Genomic DNA, 24727 nt, shown 5'->3' with positions numbered 1-24727 from the left:
GCCCCCGTCGCGCGTCTGATGCCCGACACGACCGGCGCCCGCCGGTCCGCGCCTTCCGGAGGGTAACCTTGGCCGCTTCCTTCGTCCGTCACCTCGCCCCGACCTTGCTGCCCGATCCCAAGCGGACGGTGATCCGCCCGTTCCTGCCCGGCGACCCCGATCCGTTCCGCGTCGAGGGGAAGCCGCGGGGCGACCGCATCGTCGAGCGCACGCTCGCCATGCCCGACGCGGCGGTGGAGGACCTGGTGACCGTCATCATCGACGGGCTCGGCGCGCGCCATCGCGAGATCCCCGCGCTGCTGCTTCGCCGCTTCGATGAGGTGGCGGGCGAGCTGAAGCTCGACGCGGGGATATCCGACCACCGCAAGATGCTGATCGGCGGCTATTTCAGCGCGGAATATTCGTTCGAGGCGGCGGCGCTGTTCAACCCCAGCATCGTGCCGCATCCCGATCAGGGCGATTGCCCCGACGGCGCGATCCGGTTCGTCCTGTCGCTGCGCGGGATCGGCGAGGGGCACCTGTCCTCGGTCACCTTCCGCACCGGCACCTGGGGGCCGGACGACGACGATCTCGTCATCGACACGCCGAGCCGGCAGGGCGTGCCGCCGGTGATCGAGGAACCCGATCCCGAGCTCGTCCGCCAGATCGGCGCGAAGGCGCTGGTCCAGCTCAATTGCCGCGACGCGCGCGAACCGTCGGAAACCGTGCTGTTCCCGGTGATCGAGAGCCAGAACCGCGGCATCGAGGACCTGCGGCTGGTGCAGTTCGCCGAAGAGGACGGCCACAAGACCTATATCGGCACCTACACCGCGGTCAGCGCGCAGGCGGCGCGGCAGGAGGTGTTGCAGACCGACGATTTCCGCCTGTTCCACATGCACCCGGTCGAGGGGCCGGTGGCGCCCGGCAAGGGCATGGCGATGTTCCCGCGCAAGATCGGCGGCCGTTTCGCCGCCCTCTTCCGCCACGACAACGAGAACCTGTGGTACGGCACCAGCGACACGCCGCTCGCCTGGGCGGATCCGGTCCGGATCATGACGCCGGAATATCCGTGGGAGTTCGTCCAGATCGGCAATTGCGGGTCGCCGATCGAGATCGACGAGGGCTGGCTGGTCATCACCCATGGCGTCGGCATCGTGCGCAGCTATTGCATCGGTGCCGCGCTGCTCGACCGCGACGATCCGACCAAGGTGCTCGGCCGCCTGCCCGAACCGATGATCCAGCCCGACGGCGAGACCTGGGACGGCTATGTCCCCAACGTCGTCTATTCGTGCGGCGGGCTGGTGCGCGGCCGCACGCTGCTGCTGCCCTATGCGCTCGCCGACGACATGACGAGCTTTGCCACCGCCTCGCTCGACGATCTGGTCGCCGCGATGCGGTGAGCGCGGCCGGGCGGGCGTGTCAGCCCGCCGCCCACTCCGTCAGCAGCGTATGCGCGATGGCATAGGGCGGGGGCGGCAGGAACGGCCCCGGCTCGCCCGCCAGCACCGCGCGGACGAGGTCGCGCGGCACCCACATCGCATCCTCCAGCTCGTTGGTGTCGAGTGCGATCGCATCGTCCTGCGCCTCCGCGACGCAGGCGATCATCAGCGACGACGGGAACGGCCATGGCTGGCTGGCGACGTAGCGGACGTTCGTCACGCACACGCCCGCTTCCTCCGCGATTTCGCGCGCGACGGCTTCTTCGACCGATTCGCCCGGCTCCAGGAAGCCGGCGAGCGCTGAATAGCGGCCCGCCGGCCAGCCCTTGCCGCGGCCGAGCAGCGCGCGGCCGTCGTGTTCGGCGATCATGATGACGACCGGATCGACGCGCGGAAAATGTTCGGTGTAGCAGGCGTCGCACTGCCGCCCCCAGCCGGCGCGGAACAGGTGCGTGGTCGACCCGCAGCGCGCGCAGAAGCGGTGCCGCGCATGCCAGTCGAGCAGGCTGCGCGCCGCGGCATAGGTCGCCGCCTCGCCGGCATGCAGCGCGCCGAGCATCTGCATCAGCGCGGGCGACCGCATCGCCGGCGTCGTGCCCTCGCCGCTGTCGGGCAGCAGCGCGGCGACGTGCGCGCGGTCCTGCGCGTCGAGCCCGAGCAGGATCACCTCCGCGCCCTCCGGCAGGTCGGCGAGGCTGGTCCAGGCGAGCCGCCCGTCCTCGATCGCGGGCGTCAGTCCGTCGAGCCGCAGCAGCCGCGCACGCCAGTCGAGCTTCGCCGACAGCGCAGCGGGATCGTGGCGCAGCGCGTCGGCGCGGTCGAGCGTGCCGCCGGTGAAGCCGGGCGGGGTCATCGGCGCAGCCGCGTCAGATCGGCGGCGAGCGCACGCACCGCCTCCTGCCGCACCGGCCAGCGATCGGCGGGGAAGTAATTGACCATGATCGTGCCGCGTACCTTCTTCACCGGATCGACGAACGCCACCGTGCCCGCCGCCCCGCCCCAGCCATAGGTCCCCTTCGACGGCATGCCGCCGGGGCCGTCGGCGAGATAGACCGAGCCGCCCGCGCCGAAGCCCATCGGCGTCGCGTTCGCCGCCGCGCCGCCGGTCGCGCCGCCGACCCCGCCGAAGGTCACGCCCGCGGGCAACAGGTTCGACATCGCCAGCCGCACCGTCCCGGGCTTCATGATCCGCACGCCGTCCAGCGCGCCCTCGTCGGCGAGCATGTGCAGGAAACGGTCATAGTCGCGCGCCGACATCACGAGGCCGGCGCCGCCGTAGGGAAAGCTGGGCGGCTGGAGCCAGATCGAGGTCGCGCCGGGATCGAGCGGCGCCAGCGTGTCGGCGGTCCAGGCGTAGTTGGTCGCGAGCCGCCCGGCCTCGGCGCGCGGCACCGTCCAGTAGCTCGACGTCATCTTCAGCGGCGCGAAGATGCGGGTGTCGACGAACCGGTCGAACGGCATGCCCGACGCGACCTCGATCACCCGGCCCATCACGTCGAGCCCGACCGAATAGTTCCAGGCGGTGCCCGGCTGCGCGATCAGCGGCGCCTGCGCCACCCGATCGGCGAAGGCGGCGAGCGTCGCCGGGCGCACCCGCCGCATGCCCGGCTCGATCGAAGCGCCGACCGCGGCGGGCAGGATGCCGAGCCGCTCGTATTCCTTGAGCAGAGCGCCCCTGGCGATGATGTTGTAGGTGAGGCCGGACGTGTGGGTCAGCAGCATGCGGATCGTGATCGGCCGTTGCGCCGGCACGCTGGCGAGGCTGGTCTCCGGGCTGGTCGCGACCCGCATCGTCGCGAACGCCGGGATGTATTTCGAAACCGGATCGTCGAGGCCGATCCTGCCCTGTTCGATCAGCATCATCGCCGCCATCGCGGTGATCGGCTTGGTCATCGAATAGACGCGCCACAGGCTGTCCGGCATCGCCGCCGCGGCGCCGGGATCGGTCGCGAGCCGTCCGGCGGCGACGAACCACGTCGGCCGGTCGCCGACGCCGAACGCCGCGACGATCCCCGGCATCTTGCCGTCGCGGACATAGCCGTCGAACAGCGCCTGCGTCGTCGGCAGGAACGACACCCGCAGCCCCTCCGAGACGACCTCCTGCGATGCGGGTACGGGCGCCGCCCGACGCAGCGCCTGCCCGCCGACCGCCGCCGTCGCGAGCATTCCTGCCAGACCCAATCCGGCGATCCGGTACGTCCGCGTCATTCGTCCCTCCTCGTCACCGCCGCCGCGGCCTTTGCGAACAGCGTCGGCAGCCCGGCGCGGTCCAGCTCCGCGATCGGCCACCACAGGCCGTCGCCGTCGTGATGCGCGTCCGTCTCCGCCACCGCAAGCGACAGTTCCAGATCGAAATGGGTGAAGCCATGCGACACCGTCGCGTTGCGCAACCGCCAGTCGGCGGCGGCCGGCGCCCCCTCCAGCCCCGGCGGCCGGTCGACCCACGGCCCCGTCGGCAGCGCGCGCATGCCGCCGAGCAACCCCTTGTCGGGCCGGCGTTCGAGCAGCACCGCCTGCCCCCGCTGCAACCAGAAGATGGTGCCGTGCCGCTGCGGTTTCGCCTTTTTCGCCGCCTTGACCGGCAGCCGTTCGGGCGCGCCGTCGCGAAAGCCGCGGCAGCGCGCGGCGAGCGGGCACAGCAGGCACGACGGGGTCTTCGGCGTACAGATGGCCGAGCCCAGATCCATCATCGCCTGCGCGAAATCGCCCGCGCGCGCCGCCGGCGTCACCCGGTCCGCCGCGGCACGGATCGCGACGCGCGCGGCCGGCAGCGGTTCGGCTATGGCGAACAGCCGTGCCACCACGCGTTCGACATTGGCGTCGACCACCACCGCGCGTCGCCCGAACGCGATCGCGGCGACCGCCGCCGCGGTATAGGCGCCGAGCCCCGGCAGCGTGCGCAGCGTCGCCTCGTCGGACGGAAAGGCGCCGCCATGCTCGGCGACCACCACTTTCGCCGCGGCGACCAGGTTGCGCGCCCGCGCATAATAGCCGAGGCCCGCCCAGGCGGCCATCACCTCCGCCTCGTCCGCGGCGGCGAGGCTCGCGAAATCGGGCCAGCGCGCGGTCCAGGCCGCGAATCGGGGGCGGACCGCGGCGACGGTCGTCTGTTGCAGCATCACCTCCGACAGCCACACCCGGTACGGATCGGCGGTCTCGCCCGGCAGGGCGCGCCACGGCAGCACGCGGCGGTGGCGATCGTACCAGTCGAGCAGCGCAGGAGCGATCGCGGCCGGTTCGGCGGCAGCGTCGGGGCAAGAGCGTGTAGCGTCCACGCGCCGGCTATGGCATGGGAGCGCCAATGAGCAAGCGCGCCGGCGCCCCCCCTTTCGAAGCCCCCCGCCAGAACCGTGCCCGCGCGGTCAGCGAACTGATGCCCGCGATCCACGGCGCCGCGTTCAAGCGGTTCGGCTTCGTGCAGAGCGCGCTCGTGACCCGCTGGCCCGAAATCGTCGGCGAGCGCTGGGCCGCCGCTTCCAATCCCGAATCGCTCCGCTTCCCGCCCGGCAGGAAGGCGGACGGGGTGCTGACCATCGTCGTGCGCGGCGCGCATGCGCCGATGATGCAGCATATCGCGCCCGAAATCGTCGAGCGGGTCAATCGCTTCTTCGGCTATGCCGCGGTCGCGCGACTGACGATCCGGCAGGGCGAGGTCGCGAAGCCGATGGCCCGCACCGCGCCGCCGTCGCTGAAGCCCGCGCCGCCGGAGATCGGCGAGGGACTGAAGGCGATCGTCGATCCCGAATTGCGCGCCGTGCTCGAATCCCTCGCCGCGGGGGTCCACGCCACCCGCGGCCTTCCCAAGATAGGATGACGATGGCCCGTCCTGTGCCCCTGTTCGCCACGCTCGCGGCGTTCGTCGCCGCCCCCGTCGCGTTCGCCACCGCCGCGGCGACCGACTGGAGCCAGGTCGCGCGGCCGACCGCAAAGGGCGCCTATGTCCTCGGCAACCCCGCCGCGCCGGTGAAGCTGGTCGAATATGGCAGCTACACCTGTTCGCATTGCGCCGATTTCGCGCGCGACAGCGCACCGGTGCTGAAGGACGGGATGATCCGGTCGGGGCGGGTCAGCCTGGAATATCGTCACCTGATCCGCGATCCCGCCGATCTGGGTGCGGCGATCCTGGCGCGGTGCGCCGGCGCGCGCGGCTTTCCGGCTGCGCATGCGATGATCTTCGCGACGCAGGCGACGTGGCTGGACAAGGTCGCCGCCTATCAGCGCGCGCATCCCGATATCGACCAGAAGCCGATCGTCGCGCAGGCACGCCTGTACGCCGACGCGGGCGGGCTGACCGCGGCGATGCGCGCGCGCGGGCTGACGCCGCCGCGGATCGACGCCTGTTTCGCCGACACGGCGGCGGTCGCCCGGATCACCGCGATGACCGGCGATGCCCCGATCGAGGTGCGCAGCACGCCCACCTTCTATCTGAACGGCGAACTCCAGGCGCCGATGACCTGGAGCCAGTTCGAACCCGTCCTGCGCGCGCACGGCGCCAAGTAATGGAGCGTAACCCGATGAAAATGCTCGCGTCCCTGATCGCCCTGCCGCTGATGCTGACGGCGTGTTCCAAACCCGATGCCGCCGGCACCGCCGCCAGCCCCGTCGCCGCGACCGCCGCACCCGCCGGCCAGAGCTGGACCGATGTCGCCGCGCGAACCGCCGAGGGCACCGTGGTCGGCAACCCGAACGCACCGATCAAGCTGGTCGAATATGGCTCGCGCCTGTGCCCGACCTGCGGCGCGCTGGCGCGCGAGGCGTTCGCGCCGCTGCTCGACCGGTACGTCAAGACCGGCAAGGTCAGCTTCGAATATCGCGAATTCCTGGTCCATGGCGCGCCCGACCTGCCGCCCGCGCTGCTCGGCAATTGCACCGATACCGCCGCCTTCTTCCCGATCCTGGAGCAGATGTATCAGGCGCAGGACGGCTTCAACACCAAGCTGCAGGCGATGCCGCCCGTGCTCCAGACGCAATTGCAGACCGCCAAGCCGGTCGACGCGATCCGCGTCATGGCCGAACAGATGGGCCTGATCGATTTCGCCAAGCAGCGCGGCATCCCGGAGGCGAAGGCGCGCCAGTGCCTGGGCGACATGGGCCAGATCGACCGCTGGACCAAGCAGACGCAGGACAAGAGCGCCGACGGCACCGTCGCCGGCACGCCGACGCTGCTCATCAACGGCAAGAAGGTGGACGCGGTGAGCTGGGGCCAGCTGGAACCGCTGCTCAAGGCCGCCGGCGCCTGATCGCACGCTTGCAACGGGGCGCCATCCACGGCACCCCGTCGCGGTGCAGATCAAGCGGCTCCGCATCGCCGGGTTCAAGAGCTTCGTCGATCCCGCCGACCTGGCCATCGAGCCGGGGCTGACCGGGGTCGTCGGGCCCAACGGCTGCGGCAAATCGAATTTGCTCGAGGCGCTGCGCTGGACGATGGGCGAAAGCAGCGCGAAGTCGCTGCGCGGTGCGGGCATGGAGGACGTGATCTTCGCCGGTACCGCGACGCGGCCGCCGCGCGATTTCGCCGAAGTGTCGATCCTGCTCGACGGCGCCGACGGCGACGAGCGCGAGGTGGTGCGGCGGATCGAACGCGGTGCGGGCAGCGCCTATCGCATCGACGGCCGTGACGTGCGCGCGCGCGACGTCGGCCTGCTGTTCGCCGACGCGGCGACGGGCGCGCACAGCCCGGCGCTGGTCAGCCAGAACCGGATCGGCGCGGTCATCGCCGCGCGTCCCGCCGAACGCCGCGCGATGCTGGAAGAGGCGGCGGGCATCGCCGGCCTCCACGTCCGTCGCAAGGACGCCGAACAGAAATTGCGCGCGACCGAGGCGAATCTGGCGCGGCTCGACGAACTGATCGCCGACCAGGACCTGCGCGCCGCGGCACTGCGGCGGCAGGCGCGCGCCGCCGAACGCTATCGCGCGCTGTCGGACCAGATCCGGGTCGCGGAGGCGCGGATGATCTTCGCCCGCTGGCGCGACGCCGCCGCCGCCGTGGATGCCGCGCGGGCGGAGGCCACCGCCGCCGGGGCGCTGGTCGCCACCGCCACCGCCGCCGAACGCGACGCCGCCGCCGCCCGGCAGGATGCCGTCGAGACGCTCGCCACCGAACGCGCCGCCGCGCTCGCCGCGCGCGACCGCGCGGGCGAGGCCGGGCACCGCCTGTCCGCGCTGCGCACCGAACGCAGCGCCGCCGCACGCCGCGTCGGCGAGCTCGCCGAGGCACGCCGCCGTATCGCGGAGGATCGCACCCGCGAGGGCACGCTGGCGAACGATGCCGCCGAGGCGCTCGCCCGGCTCGCCGGCGAGGGCAAGGCGCTCGACCGCGCGATCGGTGCCGCCGCGGACGAGGCACCCGCGCTGGACGCGACGCTGGCGATGGCGGAACGGCAGGCGCGCGATGCCGAGGTGGCGCTGGCGCAGGGGCTCGGCCGGCAGGCGAGCGAGGCGGCCGAGGCCCGCGTCGCCGATGCCGCCCTGGCCGCGGCACGGACGCGCGCCGACCGGGCGGAACGCGACGCCGCACAGGTGGCGCAGGCGCTCGCCGCGCTCGGCGAGGCCGCACCGCTGGCCGCCGCGCGCGATGCGGCGGCGGCGCGCCGCCGGGCCGCCGCCACCGCCGCGGATGGTGCACGCGCTTCGTTGGCGGAGGCAGATGCCGCCGAACGCGCCGCGATCACGGGCCGCGACACCGCGGAGAGCGACCGGGCGGCCGCGCGCGCCGAACTCGCCGCGATCGAAGGCGAGATCGCGGCGCTGACCCGCGCGACGCAGCACGCCGGTGGCGACCGCCTGCTCGACCATGTCGATCCCGCGGCCGGCTATGAGCGCGCGCTCGCCGCCGCGCTCGGCGACGATCTCGATACGGCGCTCGCCGCCTGGACGGGCGCCGCCCCGCAGGCCGGCGATCCCGCCGCACCCGCGGATGCCGAGCCGCTGTCCGGCCATGTCGCCGCGCCCGACGCGCTCGCCCGGCGGCTGGCGCAGACCTTCGTCGGGGCGGACATCGGCCAGCCGCTGGCGGTCGGGCAGCGGCTCGTCACCCGCGACGGCGCGCTGCGCCGTTGGGACGGCCTCGTCGCCCGCGGCAGCGGTGCCGCCGCCGCCGAACGGCTCGAACGGCGCAACCGGCTGCGGACGCTCGTCGCGGCACGTCCCGCAGCGGTCGCCGCCCGCGACACGGCCGACGGCGTGCGGGCGGCGGCCGAGCGCGCGATCGCCACCGCCCGCACCGCCGCGCAGGCGGCGCGCGCCACCCTCGCGCAGGCCGACGCCGCCGGTCGCGAGGCGGAGCGCGACGAGGACCGCGCCGCCGCGGCGCTCGACCGTTTCGCCGGCCAGCACGCCGACCTCGACGCGCGGGCCGCCCGGATCGCGGGCGAACGCGCCGAGGCGCAGGCGGAGCTGGCCGCGGCCCGCGCCACCCGCGACGCGCTGCCCGACGGTCGCGACGGCGCGGCGGCGGTCGCGGCGCTGTCGCGGGCCGCGGATCGCTGCCGCACCACCGTCGCGCAGGCGCGTGCCGCACGCGGCGCGCTCGACCAGCGGGCACAGCGCGACCGCGAACGGCTCGCCGCGGCCCAGGCGGACATGCGGAGCTGGCGCGCCCGCGCGGGGGAAGCGGCGCGGCGCATCGCCGACATCGATCGCCGCGATGCAGCGCTGGAGCGCGACGCGGCGGAGGTCGTCGACCGCCCCGCGGCGCTCGACGCCGCGGTCGCCGCGCTGGAGGGCGAGCACGCCGTCGCGCGCATCGATGCCGATCGCTCCGCCGCTGCCGAGCGTGCGGCGGAAACCGCGTTGCGCGCCGGAGAGGACGCGCACCGCCATGCGGTCGAGGCGCTGTCGCAGGCGCGCGAGGCCCGCGCCGGCACGCTCGCGCGGCTGGAGAATCAGGAGCTGCGTCGCGTGGAAATGGGCCGGCTGTCGGGAGAGCGCTTCGCCTGTCCCGCGCCGGTGCTGCCCGAACGGCTCGGCTTCGCGGTCGACACGGTCCGCGGCGCAAGCGACGAAGCCGCCGCGCACGAGCGCCTGGCCGCCGAGCGCGAGCGGATCGGACCGGTCAACCTCGTCGCGACGCAGGAGCTCGCCGATCTGGAGGCGACGAACCGCACCAATGCCACCGAGCGCGACGAGCTGGGACAGGCGGTCCACCGGTTGCGCGGATCGATCGGCACGCTCAACCGCGAAGGGCGCCAGCGCCTGCTCGCCGCGTTCGAGGCGGTCGACGGCCATTTCCGCCGGCTGTTCGCGACGCTGTTCGACGGCGGCGCGGCGCATCTGGCGCTGGTCGACGCCGACGACCCGCTCGAGGCGGGGCTGGAGATCATGGCGCAGCCGCCCGGCAAGCGGCTTCAGTCGCTGACGTTGCTGTCCGGCGGCGAACAGGCGCTGACCGCGGTCGCGCTGATCTTTGCGCTGTTCCTGACCAACCCGGCGCCGATCTGCGTCCTCGACGAGGTCGACGCGCCGCTCGACGACGCCAATATCGAGCGATTCTGCGGCCTGCTCGACCGGATGACGCGCGAGACGGCGACGCGTTACCTGATCGTCACCCACAATGCGGTGACGATGAGCCGCATGCACCGCCTGTTCGGCGTCACCATGGTCGAACGCGGGGTGAGCCGGCTGGTGTCGGTGGACCTCGGCGGCGCGACGCGGCTCGTCGCGGCGGAATGACGCCGCCGCCCGGTCAGTCGTCCGGTGCCGCGCCCCGCCGACGCAACAGGTCGGCGAGCACCCGCCCGGTGTAGAGCAGGCACATCTCCTGATGCACCGCCGCGGCGGCCGGATGCTCCGCCTGGATCGACCGGATCGCCTCGACGAACGATCGATCGGAAAAATAGGGCGTTTCGTTGCGGTCCATCGGATGGTCCTTCCGGCTGTGGCCCCTGCCCGACCGGGTCTGGCACCGCCGCATTGCGCGCATGTTGCGGTCGATCAATATCGTGTTGCACGGTCCCGGGGTTGTCGCCCGCCCCTGCGGAACGTATATCGAACGGATGGCCCAGCTCGACACGCGTGAAAAGCTGGCGATCCTCGCCGATGCCGCCAAATACGATGCGTCCTGCGCCTCGTCGGGCACCGCCAAGCGCAACAGTCGCGACGGCGTGGGGCTGGGTTCGACCGAGGGCATGGGCATCTGCCACGCCTATGCGCCCGACGGCCGCTGTATCAGCCTGCTCAAGATCCTGCTCACCAACAGCTGCATCTTCGACTGCCATTATTGCATCAACCGCAAGAGCAGCAACGTCCGCCGCGCGCGCTTCACCGCGGACGAGGTCGTCAAGCTGACGATCGCCTTCTACAAGCGCAATTATATCGAGGGGCTGTTCCTTTCGTCCGGGATCATCAAATCGTCGAACTATACGATGGAACAGATGGTCGAAGTGGCGCGCGCATTGCGCGAGGATCACCATTTCCGCGGATACATTCACCTCAAGACGATTCCCGACGCCGATCCCGAACTGGTGCATCAGGCGGGCCTCTACGCCGACCGCGTGTCGATCAACGTCGAGCTGCCGACGGTCAGCGGGCTGAAGCGGCTGGCCCCGGAAAAGGACGGCACGCGGATCGAGAGCGCGATGAAGGACGTCAAGACGTCGATCGCCGACAACGGCGACGCGCGAAAGAAGTACAAGTCCGCCCCCCGGTTCGCGCCGGCGGGCCAGTCGACGCAGATGATCGTAGGCGCCGACGCGGCGACGGACGGAGAGATCGTCACGCGCGCCTCGACCCTCTACGACCGGTTCGGCCTGCGCCGCGTCTATTACAGCGCGTTCAGCCCGATTCCCGACGCCAGCACCGTGCTGCCGTTGCAGCGTCCGCCGCTGATGCGCGAGCATCGCCTCTACCAGTCGGACTGGCTGATGCGCTTCTACGATTACAGCCCGCACGAGGTCGTCGCCGCGGCGGACGACGCGACGGGCATGCTGCCGCTCGACATCGATCCCAAGCTCGCCTGGGCGCTCAAGTTCCGCGGCAATTTCCCGGTCGACGTCAACCGCGCGCCGCGCGAGATGCTATTGCGCGTGCCGGGGCTGGGGGTGAAGGCGGTCGACCGGATCGTCGCCAGCCGGAAATGGCGACGGCTGCGGCTCGACGATGTCGCGCGGCTGACCGTCAGCGTCAACAAGGTGCGCCCGTTCATCGTCACCGAGGATTGGCGCCCGGTCATGCTCGCCGATCGCGCCGAACTGCGCCCGCTCGTCGCACCCAGGGCGCAGCAGTTCGAGCTGTTCGCCGCGTGAGAATGATTCACAGGTGAAACGACGGGCGCGCTCGCCGGTTGAGCGGGCGAAGGAGACCGACATGGCGCTGGCACAGATTTACGCGGACCTGAAACGGGACCACGACAAGCAACGGGACATGCTGCGACAGCTTGCCGAGATGCAGGGCGCGAGCGACGAACGCAAGACGCTGTTCGAGGCGTTCCGGCTGGAGATCCAGAGCCACGCCGCCGCCGAGGAGGAATCGCTCTATGCGACGATGCTGCGCGATCCCGCGCTGCGCGACGACGCGCGTCATTCGGTGAGCGAGCACAAGGAGGTCGACGACCTGCTCGGCGAGATGGCGGACGTCGAATTCGGATCGGACGCCTGGAGCGAATCCTTCTTCCACATGCGCCGCCGCTACGAGCATCACATCACCGAGGAGGAGGAGGAGATGTTCCCCGCCGCCGCGGAGGAACTCGATAGCGCCACGGAAAGCGAGCTCGCCTTGATCTACGAGGAGCGCAAGCCCGAGGAACTGGCGCTGGCGAAGGCCAATCCGCCGGGTGGCGACGAGCGCGACTAGATGACCGTGCGGCGGCACCGATGCGCGTAGCGACGCTTCCCGCGGCGGACGATTTCGACGCGTGGCGCGACGCCGCGCGCGCGCTCGCCGCCGAACAGGTGCCTCCGGAGGACGTGGTCTGGCAGGTCGGCGACACCCCCGTCGACCTGTTCGCCGCGGCGCCGGACATGCCGCCGCCGGCGCCGTCCGCCGGCGCGCTGTCGGTGCCGCGCGCGTTCATCGATCTCGCGCGCAGCGTCGCGATGGCGGCGGAGCCGGAGCGGTTCGCGCTGCTCTACACCGCGCTCTGCCGCCTGCGCACCGAACCCAGGCTGATGGAGGATCAGGCCGATCCGCTGATCCGCCGGCTGGAGGTGATCGCCAAGACCGTGCGCCGCGACATCCACAAGATGCGCGCCTTCCTGCGCTTCCGCGAGGTGCAGGACGACGACGGCGTCGCCCGCTTCGTCGCCTGGTTCGAACCCGAACACCATATCGTGCGCGCCAATGCCGCCTTCTTCGTCAATCGCTTCGCGTCGATGCGCTGGTCGATCCTGACGCCGGAGGTATCGCTGCACTGGGATGGCAAGGCGCTGTCGGAGGGGCCCGGCGCCAGCAACGCGGACGCGCCCGACGGCGACCCGACCGAAGAGGTGTGGAAGACCTATTACGCCAGCATCTTCAACCCCGCGCGCGTCAAGATCGGCGCGATGCTGAAGGAAATGCCGCGCAAATACTGGAAGAACATGCCCGAAACCGCGCTGGTCGGGCAATTGATCGCGGGCGCGCAGGCACGGGAAAGCGGGATGATCGAGACGGCGCGGACGAGCATGGGGGGCAACGCCGAGGCTGCGTGGACGGCGCTGCGCGACGAGGCGGCGTCCTGCACGCGGTGCCCGCTGTACAGGCCGGCGACGCAGACGGTGTTCGGCGAAGGGCCGGTCGATGCGGCGATGATGTTCGTCGGCGAACAGCCCGGCGATCAGGAGGATCTTGCCGGCAAGCCCTTCGTCGGGCCGGCGGGGCAGGTGTTCGATCGCGCGATCGCCGCCGCCGATATCGATCGCACGCGCGTCTACGTCACCAACGCCGTCAAGCATTTCAAGTTCGAGCCGCGCGGCAAGCGCCGCATCCATGCAAAGCCGGATACCGGCGAGATCGACGCCTGCCGCTGGTGGATCGATCAGGAGCGCATGCTGGTCCGCCCCCAGGTGACGGTGGCGCTGGGGGCGACCGCGGCGCGATCGCTGCTGGGGCGTACGGTCACGATCGGGCGCGAGCGGGGCCGGCCGATCCGCCTGCCCGACGGTGGCGAGGCATGGATCACCGTCCACCCGAGCTACCTTCTGCGCCTGCCGGACGAGGCGCAGAAGCGGGACGAATTCGCGCGCTTCGTCGAGGACCTGAGGCTGGCGAAGGCGGCGCTGGCGTAGCCCGCTCCCCGCCGGCCGCGCCGGGTCACATCGCCAGCGCGTCCTCGCCCATCCGCTCGCCCGTTTCCAGCGCATCGATCGCCGCGATGTCGTCCGCGTCCAGCGTCAGGTCGAGCGCGGCGAAATTGTCGCTCATGTGCTCAGGGTCCGCGGCCTTCGGGATCACCGAGAAACCGTGCGCCAGATGCCAGGCGATCACCACCTGTGCCGCCGACCGGCCGTGCCGGTCCGCCACGCGAACGATGGCGGGATCGCGCAACAGGTCGCCGCCCTGACCCAGCGGGCTCCACGACTGCGTCACGATGCCGTGCCTTTCGTGATAGGCGCGTTCGTCGCGGCGCTGGTGGCGCGGATGCAGCTCGATCTGGTTGACCACCGGCACCACCCCCGTCGCGTCGACGATCGCGTCGAGATGCTGCGGCAGGAAGTTAGACACGCCGATCGATCGCGCCTTGCCGGCGGCACGCAGGTCGACCAGCGCCTTCCACGCGTCGACATACTGGCCCTGCCCCGGCGCGGGCCAGTGGATCAGGTACAGGTCCACGGCGTCGAGCCCGAGCAGCGCGAGACTTTCGTCGAGCGCCGCGGCGGGATCGCCCTGGCGATCGTTCCACAGCTTCGTCGTGACGAAGGCATCGGTCGCCTGCACGCCCTCGCCGACGCCGCGCTCGTTGCGATAGATCGCGGCGGTGTCGATCAGGCGATAGCCGGTGTCGAGCGCGCGGCGCACGACCGCGGGTGCCTGCGCATCGGGAAGCTTCCACGTGCCCAGCCCCAGTTGCGGGATGGTGCGGCCGTCGTTGAGCGTAAGGTCTGTCATGCCGCTCCAAGCGCGCAGGCGCCGTGCGGGTTCCCCCTTCCCTTCCTTGCGGCGATCCGCCAAGTCCCGGCGCCATGTTCGAAAAGATCCTGGGCGTCCTCGCCACCTTCACCATCTGGGTGATCTCCAGCGGCGGCTATGTCGGCATCGCGATCCTGATGGCGATCGAGAGCGCGTGCATCCCGCTGCCGTCGGAGATCATCATGCCGTTCGCGGGCTATCTGGTATCGACCGGGCGCTTCGACCTGTACCTCGCCGCGACCGCGGGCGCGATCGGATGCAACCTGGGATCGATCGTCGCCTATGAGATCGGCAAGCGCGGCGGGCGACCGGTGGCGGAACGCTGGGGCCGCTACCTGCTGATCGGGCCGGGCGAGCTCGACGCCGCCGACCGCTTCTTCGCGCGCTGGGGCAGCCTCGCCGTCCTGATCGGGCGGCTGCTGCCGGTGATCCGCAGCTTCATCGCCTTCCCGGCCGGGGTCGCCCGGATGCGGCTGGTGCCGTTCCACGTCTACACCTTCCTCGGCAGCTGGCCGTGGTGCTTCGGCCTCGCCTGGGTCGGCATGAAGCTCGGCGACACGTGGGACAGCGACCCCCGCGTGAAGGCCGCGTTCCACCGCGCCGACCTGCTGATCGGCATCGTCCTCGTCGCGCTCGTCGCCTTCTACATCTGGCACCGCGTCCGCGGCCTGAAGCGCCCCCCTCAGCCGTAAGGCGTCAGCCCCGCCGGACCGCCCGCGCCAGCCACGCCATCGCCGGCAGGGCCAGCGCCATCCACCAGGCGAAGCCGGCCCAGGCGCTCCAGCCGAACCATTCGCTGGGGACCGTGCGCAGGAAGCCGTGCGCGAAATTGCCGGCGATCACCCACTGCCACACCGGAAAGGCGGTGACCGGGGGCGCGAAGATGTCGGCCGCCGCGATCGCGGCGTTGATCGCGATCGACAGCATCAATACCGCCGCCATCACCCACCGTTCGCCGCGGCCGGGGGAGCGCATCCATTCCGCGGCGAGGCCCAGCGCCATTGGCGCGACCGCGGGGATGGCGAAGCGGGGCCCGGTCGTGTTGCCGCCGTCCCAATAGACATAGGCGGCGTTGACCAGCAGCACGATCAGCGCCGCGACCGCCGCCGCCAGCGCGATGTCGCGGGTCTTGCGGCGCCGCGCCCAGTACCAGAGGCCGAGCGGCGCCAGCGCGAGCACCGGCGCGACCCAGATCAGCCCCAGCCGGAAGCTGAACAGGATCGACTGGAGCACGCGCAGCCGCGGCACGCCGAGCCCGAACAGCCCCTGGTGCATGCCCTCCCACCCGACGACGCCCGAATAGCCGACGCGGAACGGCGTTCCGAACGCGATCACGTTGTAGATCCCGAGCGGCAGCAGCGCGACGCATCCGGCGACGCAGGCCGCCGCGATCAGCCGCCAGCGGTCCGGCCGGGGCCACGCGCGCCAGACCGCCCAGATCGCGATTGCCGCGCCGGCCAGCACCGCCTGATATTCGACGACGACCGCCCAGCCGAGGCTCGCGCCGGCGAGCAGCGCATGGCCGGTTCCCCCGGCCGGGTCGCGCGTGCCCCGCCACACCGCCCACAGCGCGACGGCGTAGCAATCCGCGACGACGGCATGGCCGAGCAGCGTCGTCGACCAGCCCCAGACCGGCGTGCCCAGCGCATAGCCGAGCGCGGCGAACAGGCCCGCGGCGGCGCTGCCGCTGATTCCCTGCGCCATGTCGAACAGCAGCACCGCGGCGAGCGCGGTCAACAGCGCGGGCCCGGTCGCCACCGCGAGCCGCGTCCGCAGCCGCAGGTAGCGTTCGAACGCCGGTCCGGCGGGCGCGGCGCCGAACGTGGCGGCGCGCTCCCCCGTCGACGCATCGGCGATCCGCACCGCGGGCAGCGCCATCAGCGTCATGCCCGGCGCCTTGTCGAGGAAGACGTGGCCGTCGAACATCGCCTTGTCGATCGTCAGCGGCGCGAATTCGTCGATCGTCGCGTCGCCGTCCTCGACGAGGCTGATCGCCGCGAACAGACGCGTCGCGGTATTGGCGTTGAGCTCCCACGATCCGAACCAGACGCAGCTGAACCAGACCAGCGCGAACAGCACGATACGCACGCGGCGCATCGGGTTCAGCCGAACAGCCAGCGGCCGAGCAGCCGGTCGAAGGGAAAGGTGAACGCGCCGGCGACGAGCAGCGCGCCGGTCACCAGCCCGCGGACGTGGCGGCGATGGCGCGCGACCCGGTGCGTGCGGGCGCTATGCCAGAGCAGCGGCGCCTGGATCAGCACCCAGGCGGACAGGATGTGGATGACGCTGAACCCGCCGGGGTTGCCCAGGTGGATGCCGAACGACAGCGCCGCGGTGAGCAGCATCGCCGCGGCCCAGATGCGGCCGAGCCACCGGTGGCGGCGACCGCCGCGGCGGCCGAGCAGGAGAACGGGGGTCAGCGCGAGCGCCACGAGGATGGTGGCGATGTGGGCCCAGACGATGCCGGGTACCGTGCCCCATTGCGCATGCCCCCGCACCAGCGCGGCGAACACCGCGGCCAGCAGCACGACCGCCCCGGCCGCGAGCACCCGCTCGAACGTGTCGGGCGCCTGCGGGCTCGCCCGAACGGCGCCGGTATCGATGATCGTCGCCACGCCGTGTCCCCCCGGTTACCCGTAAGGACAGGGTATCGCCTGCGACGCGAGAGGCAAGGGCGTCGAACCGCGCCCGCGGCCGGCGCCGGCTCAGGGGACGCGTGCTTCCTCGATCTTGCGGGCCTGGTTTTCCTTGCGCGCGGCGCGGGCGTTCTGGAGGAAGCAACCGGTCTGGCCGCTCGCACCCACGGTCGAGCAACTGCCGGTACTGTTGGCGCCGACGCCCGCGTCGAGCGTGCCCTGCGCACGCGCCGCCCAGCTCTCGTTCTGCGGCGTCACCTGGAATTCGCGCAGCTCCTTGGGAACGCGAAATTGTTCGCGCGCGCTGCGGCGTTCGCAAATGACGATCTCGGCACCGTCGGTGTTGGTCGGGCAGCGTTCGTTGCCATAGAGGACGAGCACGCCGTTGACCGGCGCGCGGCGGGCGACCTCGCCGGGAGCGGCGATGACGACCGGCTTGGCCGCGCCGGGCAGCGCCGGCTGAGCCGTGGCCGATGCCTGCGGCGTCGCGGCCCGCGCGGTCGTGGTCTGGACCGTGGTGGTCTGGGCCCCCGTGGTCTGGGCCAGCGCGGGTCCCGCCGTCAGCAACAGCCCGGTAGCGATGAGTGCGCGCATCGGCATTCCTCTCTCAAATCCTCTTCGCGGCGGCGATCGCGACCTTGCAGCCGAACCGGATCAGGCCGCTCAGCATCGGATAGCCGACCGCATTCTCCGCGCCGTTGGCCAGCGCATGGTCGCGGTGCTCCAGCTCTTCCGCCTGGAAATCGGCGATGGCGTCCGACAATTGCGGGTCGCTGTCGCCCAGCGCATCGCGCTGTTCCTGGTAATGCATGTCGATCTCGGTCTCCACCGCCGCCGTGCAGGCCATCGCGGCATTGGGGCCGATCGCCGCGGTGATCGCGCCTAGCGCGAAGCCCGCCTTGTCCCAGAAGGGCTGGAACAGCGTCGGCCGCACGCCGCGTTCGACGATCAGCGCATCGAAGAAGGCGCGATGGCGTTCCTCCTGCGCCGCCATGTGATGGATCGCCCGGCTCGCCGGATGTCGGTCGCCGAACACGGCGAGCTGGCCAGCGTAAATCCGCGTCGCGCCATATTCGCCCGCCTGGTCGACGCGGATCATCGCCGGGACGGGTTCGCGCCGGTCGCCGGGGCGCCAGCGGGGTGCAGCCTGCGGGGTCATCGCGCTCTCCTCATCAGCCACAAGATGGTGATCGCGCCGCCCAATGACAGGATCGCGTTGAACCCCGCGAGCGAAATTCCCGCGAAGGTCCATTGCGCGACGTCGCAGCGCACCACCGGCGCCTTCATCAGCGCATCGAGGCGCGCCTCCGGCCCCAGCCCGCGCAGGTCGACCGTCTGGGTGCAGGCGGTGAAGCCGTTCCACCAATGGTATTCGACCCCCGCATGCGCGACGCCGATCGCGCCGGACACGGCGATCAGCAGCGCCGCGACGATCACCAGCATCTTTTGGACGCTGCGCTGCGGGACGACGAAGGCGAGCGCCGCGATGCCCAGCGCCGCATAATGCGGCCAGCGCTGCCAATGGCACATTTCGCACGGATACAGGTGGCCGATCAGCTGCGATCCCCAGGCGCCGGCGAGCAGCGCGGCGGGGAGCAGCAACGCGATCAGCCGCGCGCGCCGCTGCGGCGGGGTCAGCGGACGGCTCACTTGGGCTTCGTCGCCGACGGCACCGGCCGGGTCGCGGCGGCGACCTGTACCGGCCCGCCCAATCGCGCGACGGTCTTCAGCGCATAATAGAGCTGGAAGTCGTCGATGCCCTGTTTCTTCAGCTGCTCCGCGGTCATCGCGAAGCGGGGATCGTCCTTGACGTCCTCCTCGAGCACCTTGTTGTCGGCCTTCACCTCGTTGATGAGGTGGCGGCGCAGGTCGGCCTCGCGGAACACCGGGCGCGTCTTGAAGTCGGGATCGCTGATCTGCGGCACGCGGATGTCGGGTTCGATCCCGCCTTCCTGCACGCTGCGCCCCGACGGCGTGTAATAGCGCGCCGTGGTCAGGCGCAGCGCGGTCTGCGGGCCGAGCTGGAGCAGGGTCTGTACTGATCCCTTGCCGAAGCTGCGTTCGCCCATCACCAGCGCGCGGTGATGGTCCTGCAATGCGCCGGCGACGATCTCGGATGCAGACGCGGTGCCGGGGTTGGTCAGAACGACCACCGGCAGGCCGTGCGCGTCGTCGCCGGACTTGGCGAAATAGCGTTCGATGTCGCTCTTTTCGCGGCCGCGCTGCGACACGATCTCGCCATGGTCGAGGAACGCGTCGCTGACCGCGATCGCCTGCGTCAACAGGCCACCGCCGTTGTCGCGCAGGTCGACGACATAGCCGAGCGGGCGGTGCCCCAGGCTCTTGTCGATCGCCATGATCGCGGCGCGCGTGTCCGCGCCCGTGCTTTCGGAGAAGGTGTTGATGTTGATATAGCCGACCTGGCCGCGCACCTCCCACTTCACCGGCTTCTGGACGATGATTTCGCGGTTCATCGTCACCTCGACCGGCTTGTCCTGGCCGGGGCGCACCAATGTCAGGCTGATCTTGGTGCCCGGCTTGCCGCGCATCAGCCCGATCGCCTCGTCCAGCGTCTCGCCATAGATCAGCTTGCCGTCGATGTGCGTGATATAGTCGCCCGACTTGACGCCGGCGCGCCAGGCGGGCGTATCCTCCTGCGGCGCCACCACCTTGACCGCGCCGTCCTCCATCTGGACGGTCAGGCCGAGGCCGCCGTAATTGCCCTCGGTCTGGATGCGCAGATTGTCGTAGTCGAGCGCGTCGACATAGCTGGAATGCGGATCGAGGCTCGCCAGCATGCCCGCGATCGCGCCCTTGATGAGCTTCTGGTCGTCGACCTTATCGACGTAATCCGCCTTGATCCGGTTGAACACGTCGAGGAACTGGTCGAATTCGCGATAGGTGTCGGTATCCACCGCCGCCATCGCCTCCGTCGCGAGCGGGATCAGGGACAGCGAGCCGAGGATTGCGGTCGCGGTAAGCAGCGGACGGGCCATCGAACATCCTGAAGGCGGGAAAACCCGGTACGTTTAGCTCTATTCTCGGGGAACAGCAAAGCGCACCGACGCTGAACGCGCGCTGACGCACGCGTCCGCCGGTTCAGCCGAGCAGCGCGGCGATGTCCATCGGCCGGCCGCGACGACGCAGTTCGACCGTGACGCGCGGATCGTCGCCCGTCCCCGCCCGGCCGATCGGCGTCCCGGCGGCGATCCGCTGCCCCGCCGCGACGTCGGCGGTCGCAAGGCCGGTGACGAGGCTGGTCCAGCCGTCGCCGTGATCGAGGATGACGATCGTGCCGAAGCCGCGGAACACGCGCGCGTAGCGCACCCGGCCCGCGGCGGGGGCGACCACCGGCGCGTCCGCCGCGACCGCAAAGGTCAGCCCGCGCGACCGGATGCCCGCATCGGACAGTTCGTCGAGCCCGGTGACGAGGCGACCGCGCACCGGCAGGCGATAGGCGCCCCGCAGCGGCGGCGGCGGCATCGTCGCGCCGGGCGCCAGCGGCCGCGGCGACGGGCCCGGGAGGCGGCCGAGATCGGCGGCGGTCGCCTGCGCGATATCGCGCTCGTCGAGCGAATCGACGAGATCGCGGGCACGTTCGCCGAGCGCCAGCGCGCGGTCCGATTCGCTCATCGCGCCGCGCCCCAGTGCCTGCGCGCGGCGGCGGTGCGTCGCCTCCAGGCGGGCGAGCGCGGTGCGGTCCGCCTCCAGCCGCGCCCGCCCGTCGCGCAGTGCCGCGGCGGCGAGCCGCGCATCGGCCTGGAGCGTGCGGCTGCGCGCGATCGCGTCGCGCACCGCCTGCGTCCGCGCATGGACGACCGGCAGCGTGCCGCCGAGGACCGCACGGACGTGGACGAGGTCGTCCACCGAACCGGGTTGCGCGATCGCCACGATCGTCGGGCGGCGGGCGAGCGCGGTCAGCGCAGCCAGCAGCCGTGCGACCGGCGCCTGCGCCCGGCCCAGCGTCGCCCGCTGGTCGGCGAGCAGCCGCGCGACGATCGCCTGGCGCGCCTGCGCCGCGGCAAGATTGGCCTCGGCCGCCGTCACCCGCGCCGCGAGCGCGGCTTCCTCCGCGCGCGCCTTGTCCGCGGCATCGCGTTCGGCCGCGGCGCGGCGCGCGAGATCGGCGGCACGTCGGCCGGCGAGCGCGGCGGCGCGCTTGGCACTGACGAGGCGCTGGCGCTGATCGGGGAGCGTCTGCCCCTGTGCGGGGGGGAGCGTCAGGGCGAGCGCCGCGACGACCAGCAGGGCCGTCCGTCGTTCCCGTCGGCGGGGCGCTGCGGCGAAAGGCGGGGACGCGATTGCGGTCATCTCACCCTTCCCGATGATAGGGATGGCCCGCGAGGATCGCCGTCGCGCGGAACAGCTGCTCGGCCAGCATCGCGCGCGCCAGCATGTGCGGCCAGGTCGCGCGACCGAACGACAGCAGCAGGTCCGCCTCCGCCCGCTCGGCGTCGCCGAAGCCGTCCGCGGCCCCGATCAGGAACCGCACCTCGCGCGTGCCGGTGTCGCGCCAGCGTTCCAGCCGGCGCGCGAAGTCGACCGATCCCAGCACCTCGCCCTTTTCATCGAGCATCACGCGGATCGTCTGCCCGTCGAGCGCTGGCGGCTTGCCGCCGGTATCGGGCAGTTCGGTGACGCGCGTCGGCCAGCCGATCCGCTTCAGATAGCGGTCGACGAGTTCGCCCTCGGGCGAACGCCCGATCCGCCCGCGCGCGACGATGTGGAGGAGGATGTCAGGCCTCGGTAGCGGGCGGCAGCGGCTTCAGCGACGACGACACGGTATCGCCGAACTGCCACATCCGTTCCAGGTTGTAGAAGGTGCGGACCTCGGGCCGGAACAGGTGGACGATGACGTCGTTCGCGTCGATCAGCACCCAGTCGGCGGTCTGCAGGCCCTCGATCCGGACGCTGCGGCCGAATTCCGCCTTGATCTTCTCGGCCAGCTTGTGCGCCATCGACGCGACCTGACGCGTCGACCGTCCGCTTGCGATCACCATGTGATCGGCGATCGACGATTTGCCGGCGAGCGGGATCGTGATGACCTCCTCGGCCTGGTCGTCGTCGAGCGACGCCATGATGAGCCGATGCAAAGCCTCGACTTCGGCCGGGTCGGCCGGTCGCACGGCTTGTGGGTTACTCGCCAAGGTCACTCCTGGGTTGCTGGAACGGCGACGTGCCGGTGCCAGTCGGGATCGGCCGCTCGGGCCGCGGTCGCGGAGGTCGGGTCGGGGCGGAAGCGCAACAGCACGAGTGCCGGCAAACTCCACGTCGTCCAATGCTTCGCATGGCTTGCGGGCCGTTGGAAGCGTCGCAGCCAACCCATCGCGACACTCGCGCGGGCCTGTCGCTCATACCCCGGACGCGCGATCACCGCAATCGGCATCGTGCGCGCGATATCGCGCCACCCGCGCCAGCGGTGGAACTGCGCCAGATTGTCCGCCCCCATCAGCCAGACGAACTGCCGACGCGGGTATCGGCGGCGCAGCGCGCGCAGCGTGTCGAACGTGTAGCGGGTGTGCATCCGCGCCTCGATCGCGGTCGCGCGGATCGGCGCCCGCCGCGCCATCGCCCGCGCCGAGGCGAGCCGCGCGGCCAGCGGCGCCATGTCGCGCGCGCCGCTTTTCAGCGGATTGCCCGGCGACACCAGCCACCACGCCTCGTCCAGGTCGAGCGCGCGGATCGCCGCCAGCGTGATCCCGCGATGCCCGCGATGCGCCGGATTGAACGAACCGCCGAGCAGGCCGGTGGGGGTCATGAATCGAGTTGCCAGTTTTCGCGCTCGTGATGGATACGAACGATTTCCGCGACCGGATCGGCGATCCTGTACCGGATCAGATACGGCGTGCCGTAGACGCGAAGGATGCGATGGTCGCGCTCGATCGGGCGACCGGCGCGCGGAAAATTTTCGAGGATCCGGACACGGTGGCGGATCGTCACCAGCGTCCGGACCGCGAAGTCCGGCGTGGCCTCCCGCGTCAGCCAGTCGTCGATACCACGCAGATCGTCCAGCGCCGGCGGCGACCAGATTATCCGCATCGTGCCCGATGCTTGGCGATCATCCCGTCGAGTTCCGCCATCACCTGGTCATGTGCGATACCCTCGCCCCGATCCAGCGCGTCCACGCCGGCCTGGATGAACGCGTCGAAGTCGTCGTCACTCTCCGCCGCACGCCGGATCGCCTCCGCCGCGAATGCCTGGCTGCTCATCCCGCGCCGCCGAGCGACCCGATCGACGATCGCCATCGTTTCGGCATCGAGTTCGGTATGAATGGGATACAGGCTCGCCATGAGCGGAGTATAGGCGCAAGCGGACCGCTTCTCAACTCAACCGCGCACCTGCCCCGTCCCGCGACCGACCCATTTGTAGGTCGTCAGCCCCTCCAGCGCGACCGGCCCGCGGGCGTGCAGGCGGCCGGTCGCGATCCCGATCTCCGCCCCCAGCCCGAATTCGCCGCCGTCGGCGAACTGGGTCGAGGCGTTCCACAGCACGATCGCCGAATCGACCCCCGCGAGGAACCGTTCCGCCACCGCCGCGTCATCGGCGACGATCGCATCGGTGTGGTGCGAGCCGTGCCGCGCGATATGCGCCATCGCGCCGTCGACGCCGTCGACCAGCGCGACCGAGGCGATCGCGTCGAGATATTCGGTGTCCCAGTCCGCCGCGGTCGCGGGCACGACGATCGGACCGATCGACGCCTCCGCCGGATCGCCGCGCACCTCGCACCCCGCGTCGCGCAAGGCCGTGACCAGATCGGCCGGCGCGGCGAAATCGCGGTCGATCAGCAGCGTCTCCATCGCGCCACAGATGCCGGTACGGCGCATCTTGGCATCGATCACGATCGCCCGCGCCATGCCCGCATCGGCGGAGGCGTCGACATAGACGTGGTTGATCCCGTCGAGATGCGCGAGCACCGGTACCCGCGCCTCCGCCTGTACCCGCGCGACGAGGCTCTTGCCGCCGCGTGGCACGATCAGGTCGATGGCGCCGCCCGCGCTGCCGTCCGCCACCAGCATGGCACCGACCGCGGCACGGTCGGTCGTCGGCACCAGCTGCACCGCGTCCGCGGGCAGCCCCGCCGCCGTGAAGCCCGCGACCAGCGCGGTGTGGATCGCGCGGTTGCTGTGCACCGCCTCCGACCCGCCGCGCAGGATCGCGGCATTGCCCGCCATCACGCACAAAGCCGCCGCGTCGGCGGTGACGTTGGGGCGCGATTCATAGATGATGCCGATCACGCCGATCGGCACCCGTACGCGGGCCAGCCGCAGGCCGTTCGGCCGTTCGCTCCGGTCGATCGTCCGCCCGACCGGATCGGCGAGCGCGGCCACCGCATCGACCCCGGCCGCCATCGCGGCGACGCGGGCCCCGTCGAGCCGCAGCCGGTCGAGCATCGCCGCCGCCAGCCCGCACCCCGCCCCGGCCGTCATGTCGCGCGCGTTCGCCGCGAGGATCGCGGACTCGGCCGCCCGCAGCGCCGCGGCCCCGGCGTGGAGCCCGGCGGCCTTGGTCGCGGTCGGCAACGCGGCGAGCGTGCGCGCCGCGATCCGGGCGCGGCGGGCCATGTCGGCGATCAAATGTGTCGGATTCTCAGCATCGGCCATGCCGAAGGTTAGCACGACGAGCCCCCTCGCG

The 24727-nt window shown here is 71.5% G+C and carries 27 protein-coding genes; 9 read left to right on the top strand and 18 right to left on the bottom strand.

Annotated features, from left to right (window positions below):
- Nucleotides 1-68 precede the first annotated feature (68 nt).
- Nucleotides 69-1379 (top strand): glycoside hydrolase family 130 protein, encoded by a 1311-nt coding sequence (locus LPN01_RS09345; protein WP_262828112.1) that lies wholly within the window; start codon nucleotides 69-71, stop codon nucleotides 1377-1379.
- Nucleotides 1380-1398: 19 nt separating this feature from the next.
- Here LPN01_RS09345 and nudC read toward each other — a convergent pair whose 3' ends face one another.
- From nudC to mutY, 3 genes are read right to left on the bottom strand one after another with little or no spacing between them, the layout of a single operon-like run.
- Nucleotides 1399-2271: an NAD(+) diphosphatase gene (gene nudC / locus LPN01_RS09340; protein ID WP_262828111.1), complete on the bottom strand. Its 873-nt coding sequence runs from the start codon at nucleotides 2269-2271 to the stop codon at nucleotides 1399-1401.
- A complete protein-coding gene (locus tag LPN01_RS09335) occupies nucleotides 2268-3626 on the bottom strand; it encodes a serine hydrolase domain-containing protein (protein WP_262828110.1) in 1359 nt (452 codons plus the stop codon). The genes nudC and LPN01_RS09335 overlap by 4 nt, the downstream gene beginning before the upstream one ends.
- Nucleotides 3623-4693 (bottom strand): A/G-specific adenine glycosylase, encoded by a 1071-nt coding sequence (mutY, locus tag LPN01_RS09330; protein ID WP_262828109.1) that lies wholly within the window; start codon nucleotides 4691-4693, stop codon nucleotides 3623-3625. The genes LPN01_RS09335 and mutY overlap by 4 nt, the downstream gene beginning before the upstream one ends.
- 26 nt (nucleotides 4694-4719) lie before the next feature.
- Here mutY and LPN01_RS09325 point away from each other — a divergent pair, with 26 nt between their 5' ends.
- The 4 genes from LPN01_RS09325 to LPN01_RS09310 are packed head-to-tail and all read left to right on the top strand — an operon-like array spanning nucleotide 4720 to nucleotide 10088.
- The gene (locus LPN01_RS09325; RefSeq protein ID WP_262828108.1) at nucleotides 4720-5232 is read left to right on the top strand and encodes a DUF721 domain-containing protein; all 513 of its coding nucleotides are present in this window, start codon (nucleotides 4720-4722) and stop codon (nucleotides 5230-5232) included.
- 2 nt (nucleotides 5233-5234) lie between these two features.
- Nucleotides 5235-5918 carry a DsbA family protein gene (locus tag LPN01_RS09320; RefSeq protein WP_262828107.1) on the top strand — a complete coding sequence of 228 codons (684 nt, stop codon included), beginning with the start codon at nucleotides 5235-5237 and terminating at the stop codon, nucleotides 5916-5918.
- 14 nt (nucleotides 5919-5932) lie between these two features.
- Nucleotides 5933-6658 (top strand): DsbA family protein, encoded by a 726-nt coding sequence (locus tag LPN01_RS09315; RefSeq protein WP_262828106.1) that lies wholly within the window; start codon nucleotides 5933-5935, stop codon nucleotides 6656-6658.
- A gap of 43 nt (nucleotides 6659-6701) precedes the next feature.
- On the top strand, nucleotides 6702-10088 hold the full coding sequence (locus tag LPN01_RS09310; RefSeq protein ID WP_262828105.1) for a chromosome segregation SMC family protein: 3387 nt from the start codon (nucleotides 6702-6704) through the stop codon (nucleotides 10086-10088).
- A 13-nt stretch (nucleotides 10089-10101) separates the two neighbouring features.
- Here the strand turns inward: LPN01_RS09310 and LPN01_RS09305 are convergent, their stop codons facing one another.
- A complete protein-coding gene (locus tag LPN01_RS09305; protein WP_262828104.1) occupies nucleotides 10102-10275 on the bottom strand; it encodes a hypothetical protein in 174 nt (57 codons plus the stop codon).
- 136 nt (nucleotides 10276-10411) lie between these two features.
- Here LPN01_RS09305 and LPN01_RS09300 point away from each other — a divergent pair, with 136 nt between their 5' ends.
- From LPN01_RS09300 to LPN01_RS09290, 3 genes are all read left to right on the top strand, one after another.
- Nucleotides 10412-11659 (top strand): putative DNA modification/repair radical SAM protein, encoded by a 1248-nt coding sequence (locus LPN01_RS09300; protein ID WP_262828103.1) that lies wholly within the window; start codon nucleotides 10412-10414, stop codon nucleotides 11657-11659.
- A gap of 61 nt (nucleotides 11660-11720) precedes the next feature.
- On the top strand, nucleotides 11721-12206 hold the full coding sequence (locus LPN01_RS09295) for a hemerythrin domain-containing protein (RefSeq protein ID WP_262828102.1): 486 nt from the start codon (nucleotides 11721-11723) through the stop codon (nucleotides 12204-12206).
- Between the two features lie 20 nt (nucleotides 12207-12226).
- Entirely contained in the window at nucleotides 12227-13618 is a 1392-nt protein-coding gene (locus LPN01_RS09290) for a UdgX family uracil-DNA binding protein (RefSeq protein WP_262828101.1), read from the top strand.
- A gap of 25 nt (nucleotides 13619-13643) precedes the next feature.
- Here the strand turns inward: LPN01_RS09290 and LPN01_RS09285 are convergent, their stop codons facing one another.
- Nucleotides 13644-14438, bottom strand: a complete 795-nt coding sequence (locus tag LPN01_RS09285) for an aldo/keto reductase (RefSeq protein WP_262828100.1) — start codon at nucleotides 14436-14438, stop codon at nucleotides 13644-13646.
- A gap of 74 nt (nucleotides 14439-14512) precedes the next feature.
- On the opposite strand from LPN01_RS09285, the gene LPN01_RS09280 reads away from it, so the two are divergent.
- A complete protein-coding gene (locus tag LPN01_RS09280) occupies nucleotides 14513-15151 on the top strand; it encodes a DedA family protein (RefSeq protein WP_262828099.1) in 639 nt (212 codons plus the stop codon).
- Between the two features lie 4 nt (nucleotides 15152-15155).
- Here the strand turns inward: LPN01_RS09280 and LPN01_RS09275 are convergent, their stop codons facing one another.
- The 13 genes from LPN01_RS09275 to LPN01_RS09215 form a co-directional block, all read right to left on the bottom strand.
- Complete coding sequence (locus LPN01_RS09275) at nucleotides 15156-16556, bottom strand: glycosyltransferase family 39 protein (protein ID WP_262828098.1); 1401 nt, start codon at nucleotides 16554-16556, stop codon at nucleotides 15156-15158.
- A 5-nt stretch (nucleotides 16557-16561) separates the two neighbouring features.
- Complete coding sequence (locus LPN01_RS09270) at nucleotides 16562-17074, bottom strand: hypothetical protein (RefSeq protein ID WP_262828097.1); 513 nt, start codon at nucleotides 17072-17074, stop codon at nucleotides 16562-16564.
- A gap of 90 nt (nucleotides 17075-17164) precedes the next feature.
- Entirely contained in the window at nucleotides 17165-17689 is a 525-nt protein-coding gene (locus tag LPN01_RS09265) for a hypothetical protein (RefSeq protein ID WP_262828096.1), read from the bottom strand.
- A gap of 13 nt (nucleotides 17690-17702) precedes the next feature.
- The gene (locus LPN01_RS09260) at nucleotides 17703-18254 is read right to left on the bottom strand and encodes a demethoxyubiquinone hydroxylase family protein (RefSeq protein WP_262828095.1); all 552 of its coding nucleotides are present in this window, start codon (nucleotides 18252-18254) and stop codon (nucleotides 17703-17705) included.
- Nucleotides 18251-18745, bottom strand: coding sequence for a disulfide bond formation protein B (locus tag LPN01_RS09255; protein ID WP_262828094.1), 495 nt, complete (start codon nucleotides 18743-18745; stop codon nucleotides 18251-18253). Before LPN01_RS09255 ends, LPN01_RS09260 begins: the two co-directional genes overlap by 4 nt.
- Complete coding sequence (locus tag LPN01_RS09250) at nucleotides 18742-20091, bottom strand: S41 family peptidase (protein WP_262828093.1); 1350 nt, start codon at nucleotides 20089-20091, stop codon at nucleotides 18742-18744. The genes LPN01_RS09255 and LPN01_RS09250 overlap by 4 nt, the downstream gene beginning before the upstream one ends.
- A gap of 103 nt (nucleotides 20092-20194) precedes the next feature.
- The gene (locus LPN01_RS09245; RefSeq protein ID WP_262828092.1) at nucleotides 20195-21406 is read right to left on the bottom strand and encodes a murein hydrolase activator EnvC family protein; all 1212 of its coding nucleotides are present in this window, start codon (nucleotides 21404-21406) and stop codon (nucleotides 20195-20197) included.
- Between the two features lies 1 nt (nucleotide 21407).
- On the bottom strand, nucleotides 21408-21830 hold the full coding sequence (locus LPN01_RS09240) for a 23S rRNA (pseudouridine(1915)-N(3))-methyltransferase RlmH (protein WP_262828152.1): 423 nt from the start codon (nucleotides 21828-21830) through the stop codon (nucleotides 21408-21410).
- A gap of 1 nt (nucleotide 21831) precedes the next feature.
- Nucleotides 21832-22173 (bottom strand): ribosome silencing factor, encoded by a 342-nt coding sequence (gene rsfS, locus LPN01_RS09235; protein ID WP_262828091.1) that lies wholly within the window; start codon nucleotides 22171-22173, stop codon nucleotides 21832-21834.
- 71 nt (nucleotides 22174-22244) lie between these two features.
- Nucleotides 22245-22853, bottom strand: a complete 609-nt coding sequence (locus LPN01_RS09230) for a nicotinate-nucleotide adenylyltransferase (RefSeq protein WP_262828090.1) — start codon at nucleotides 22851-22853, stop codon at nucleotides 22245-22247.
- Nucleotides 22850-23134: a type II toxin-antitoxin system RelE/ParE family toxin gene (locus LPN01_RS09225; RefSeq protein ID WP_262828089.1), complete on the bottom strand. Its 285-nt coding sequence runs from the start codon at nucleotides 23132-23134 to the stop codon at nucleotides 22850-22852. Before LPN01_RS09225 ends, LPN01_RS09230 begins: the two co-directional genes overlap by 4 nt.
- On the bottom strand, nucleotides 23125-23340 hold the full coding sequence (locus LPN01_RS09220) for a hypothetical protein (RefSeq protein WP_262828088.1): 216 nt from the start codon (nucleotides 23338-23340) through the stop codon (nucleotides 23125-23127). The genes LPN01_RS09225 and LPN01_RS09220 overlap by 10 nt, the downstream gene beginning before the upstream one ends.
- Nucleotides 23341-23421: 81 nt before the next feature.
- The gene (locus LPN01_RS09215) at nucleotides 23422-24696 is read right to left on the bottom strand and encodes a glutamate-5-semialdehyde dehydrogenase (protein WP_262828151.1); all 1275 of its coding nucleotides are present in this window, start codon (nucleotides 24694-24696) and stop codon (nucleotides 23422-23424) included.
- Nucleotides 24697-24727 lie beyond the last annotated feature (31 nt).

Origin of the sequence: Sphingomonas sp. A2-49, from assembly GCF_025548555.1 — a bacterium.
In the GTDB taxonomy this organism is placed as follows: Bacteria; Pseudomonadota; Alphaproteobacteria; order Sphingomonadales; family Sphingomonadaceae; genus Sphingomonas.
Note: the sequence above shows the minus strand (reverse complement) of the source record. Positions and strands in the feature narration are given on the sequence as shown.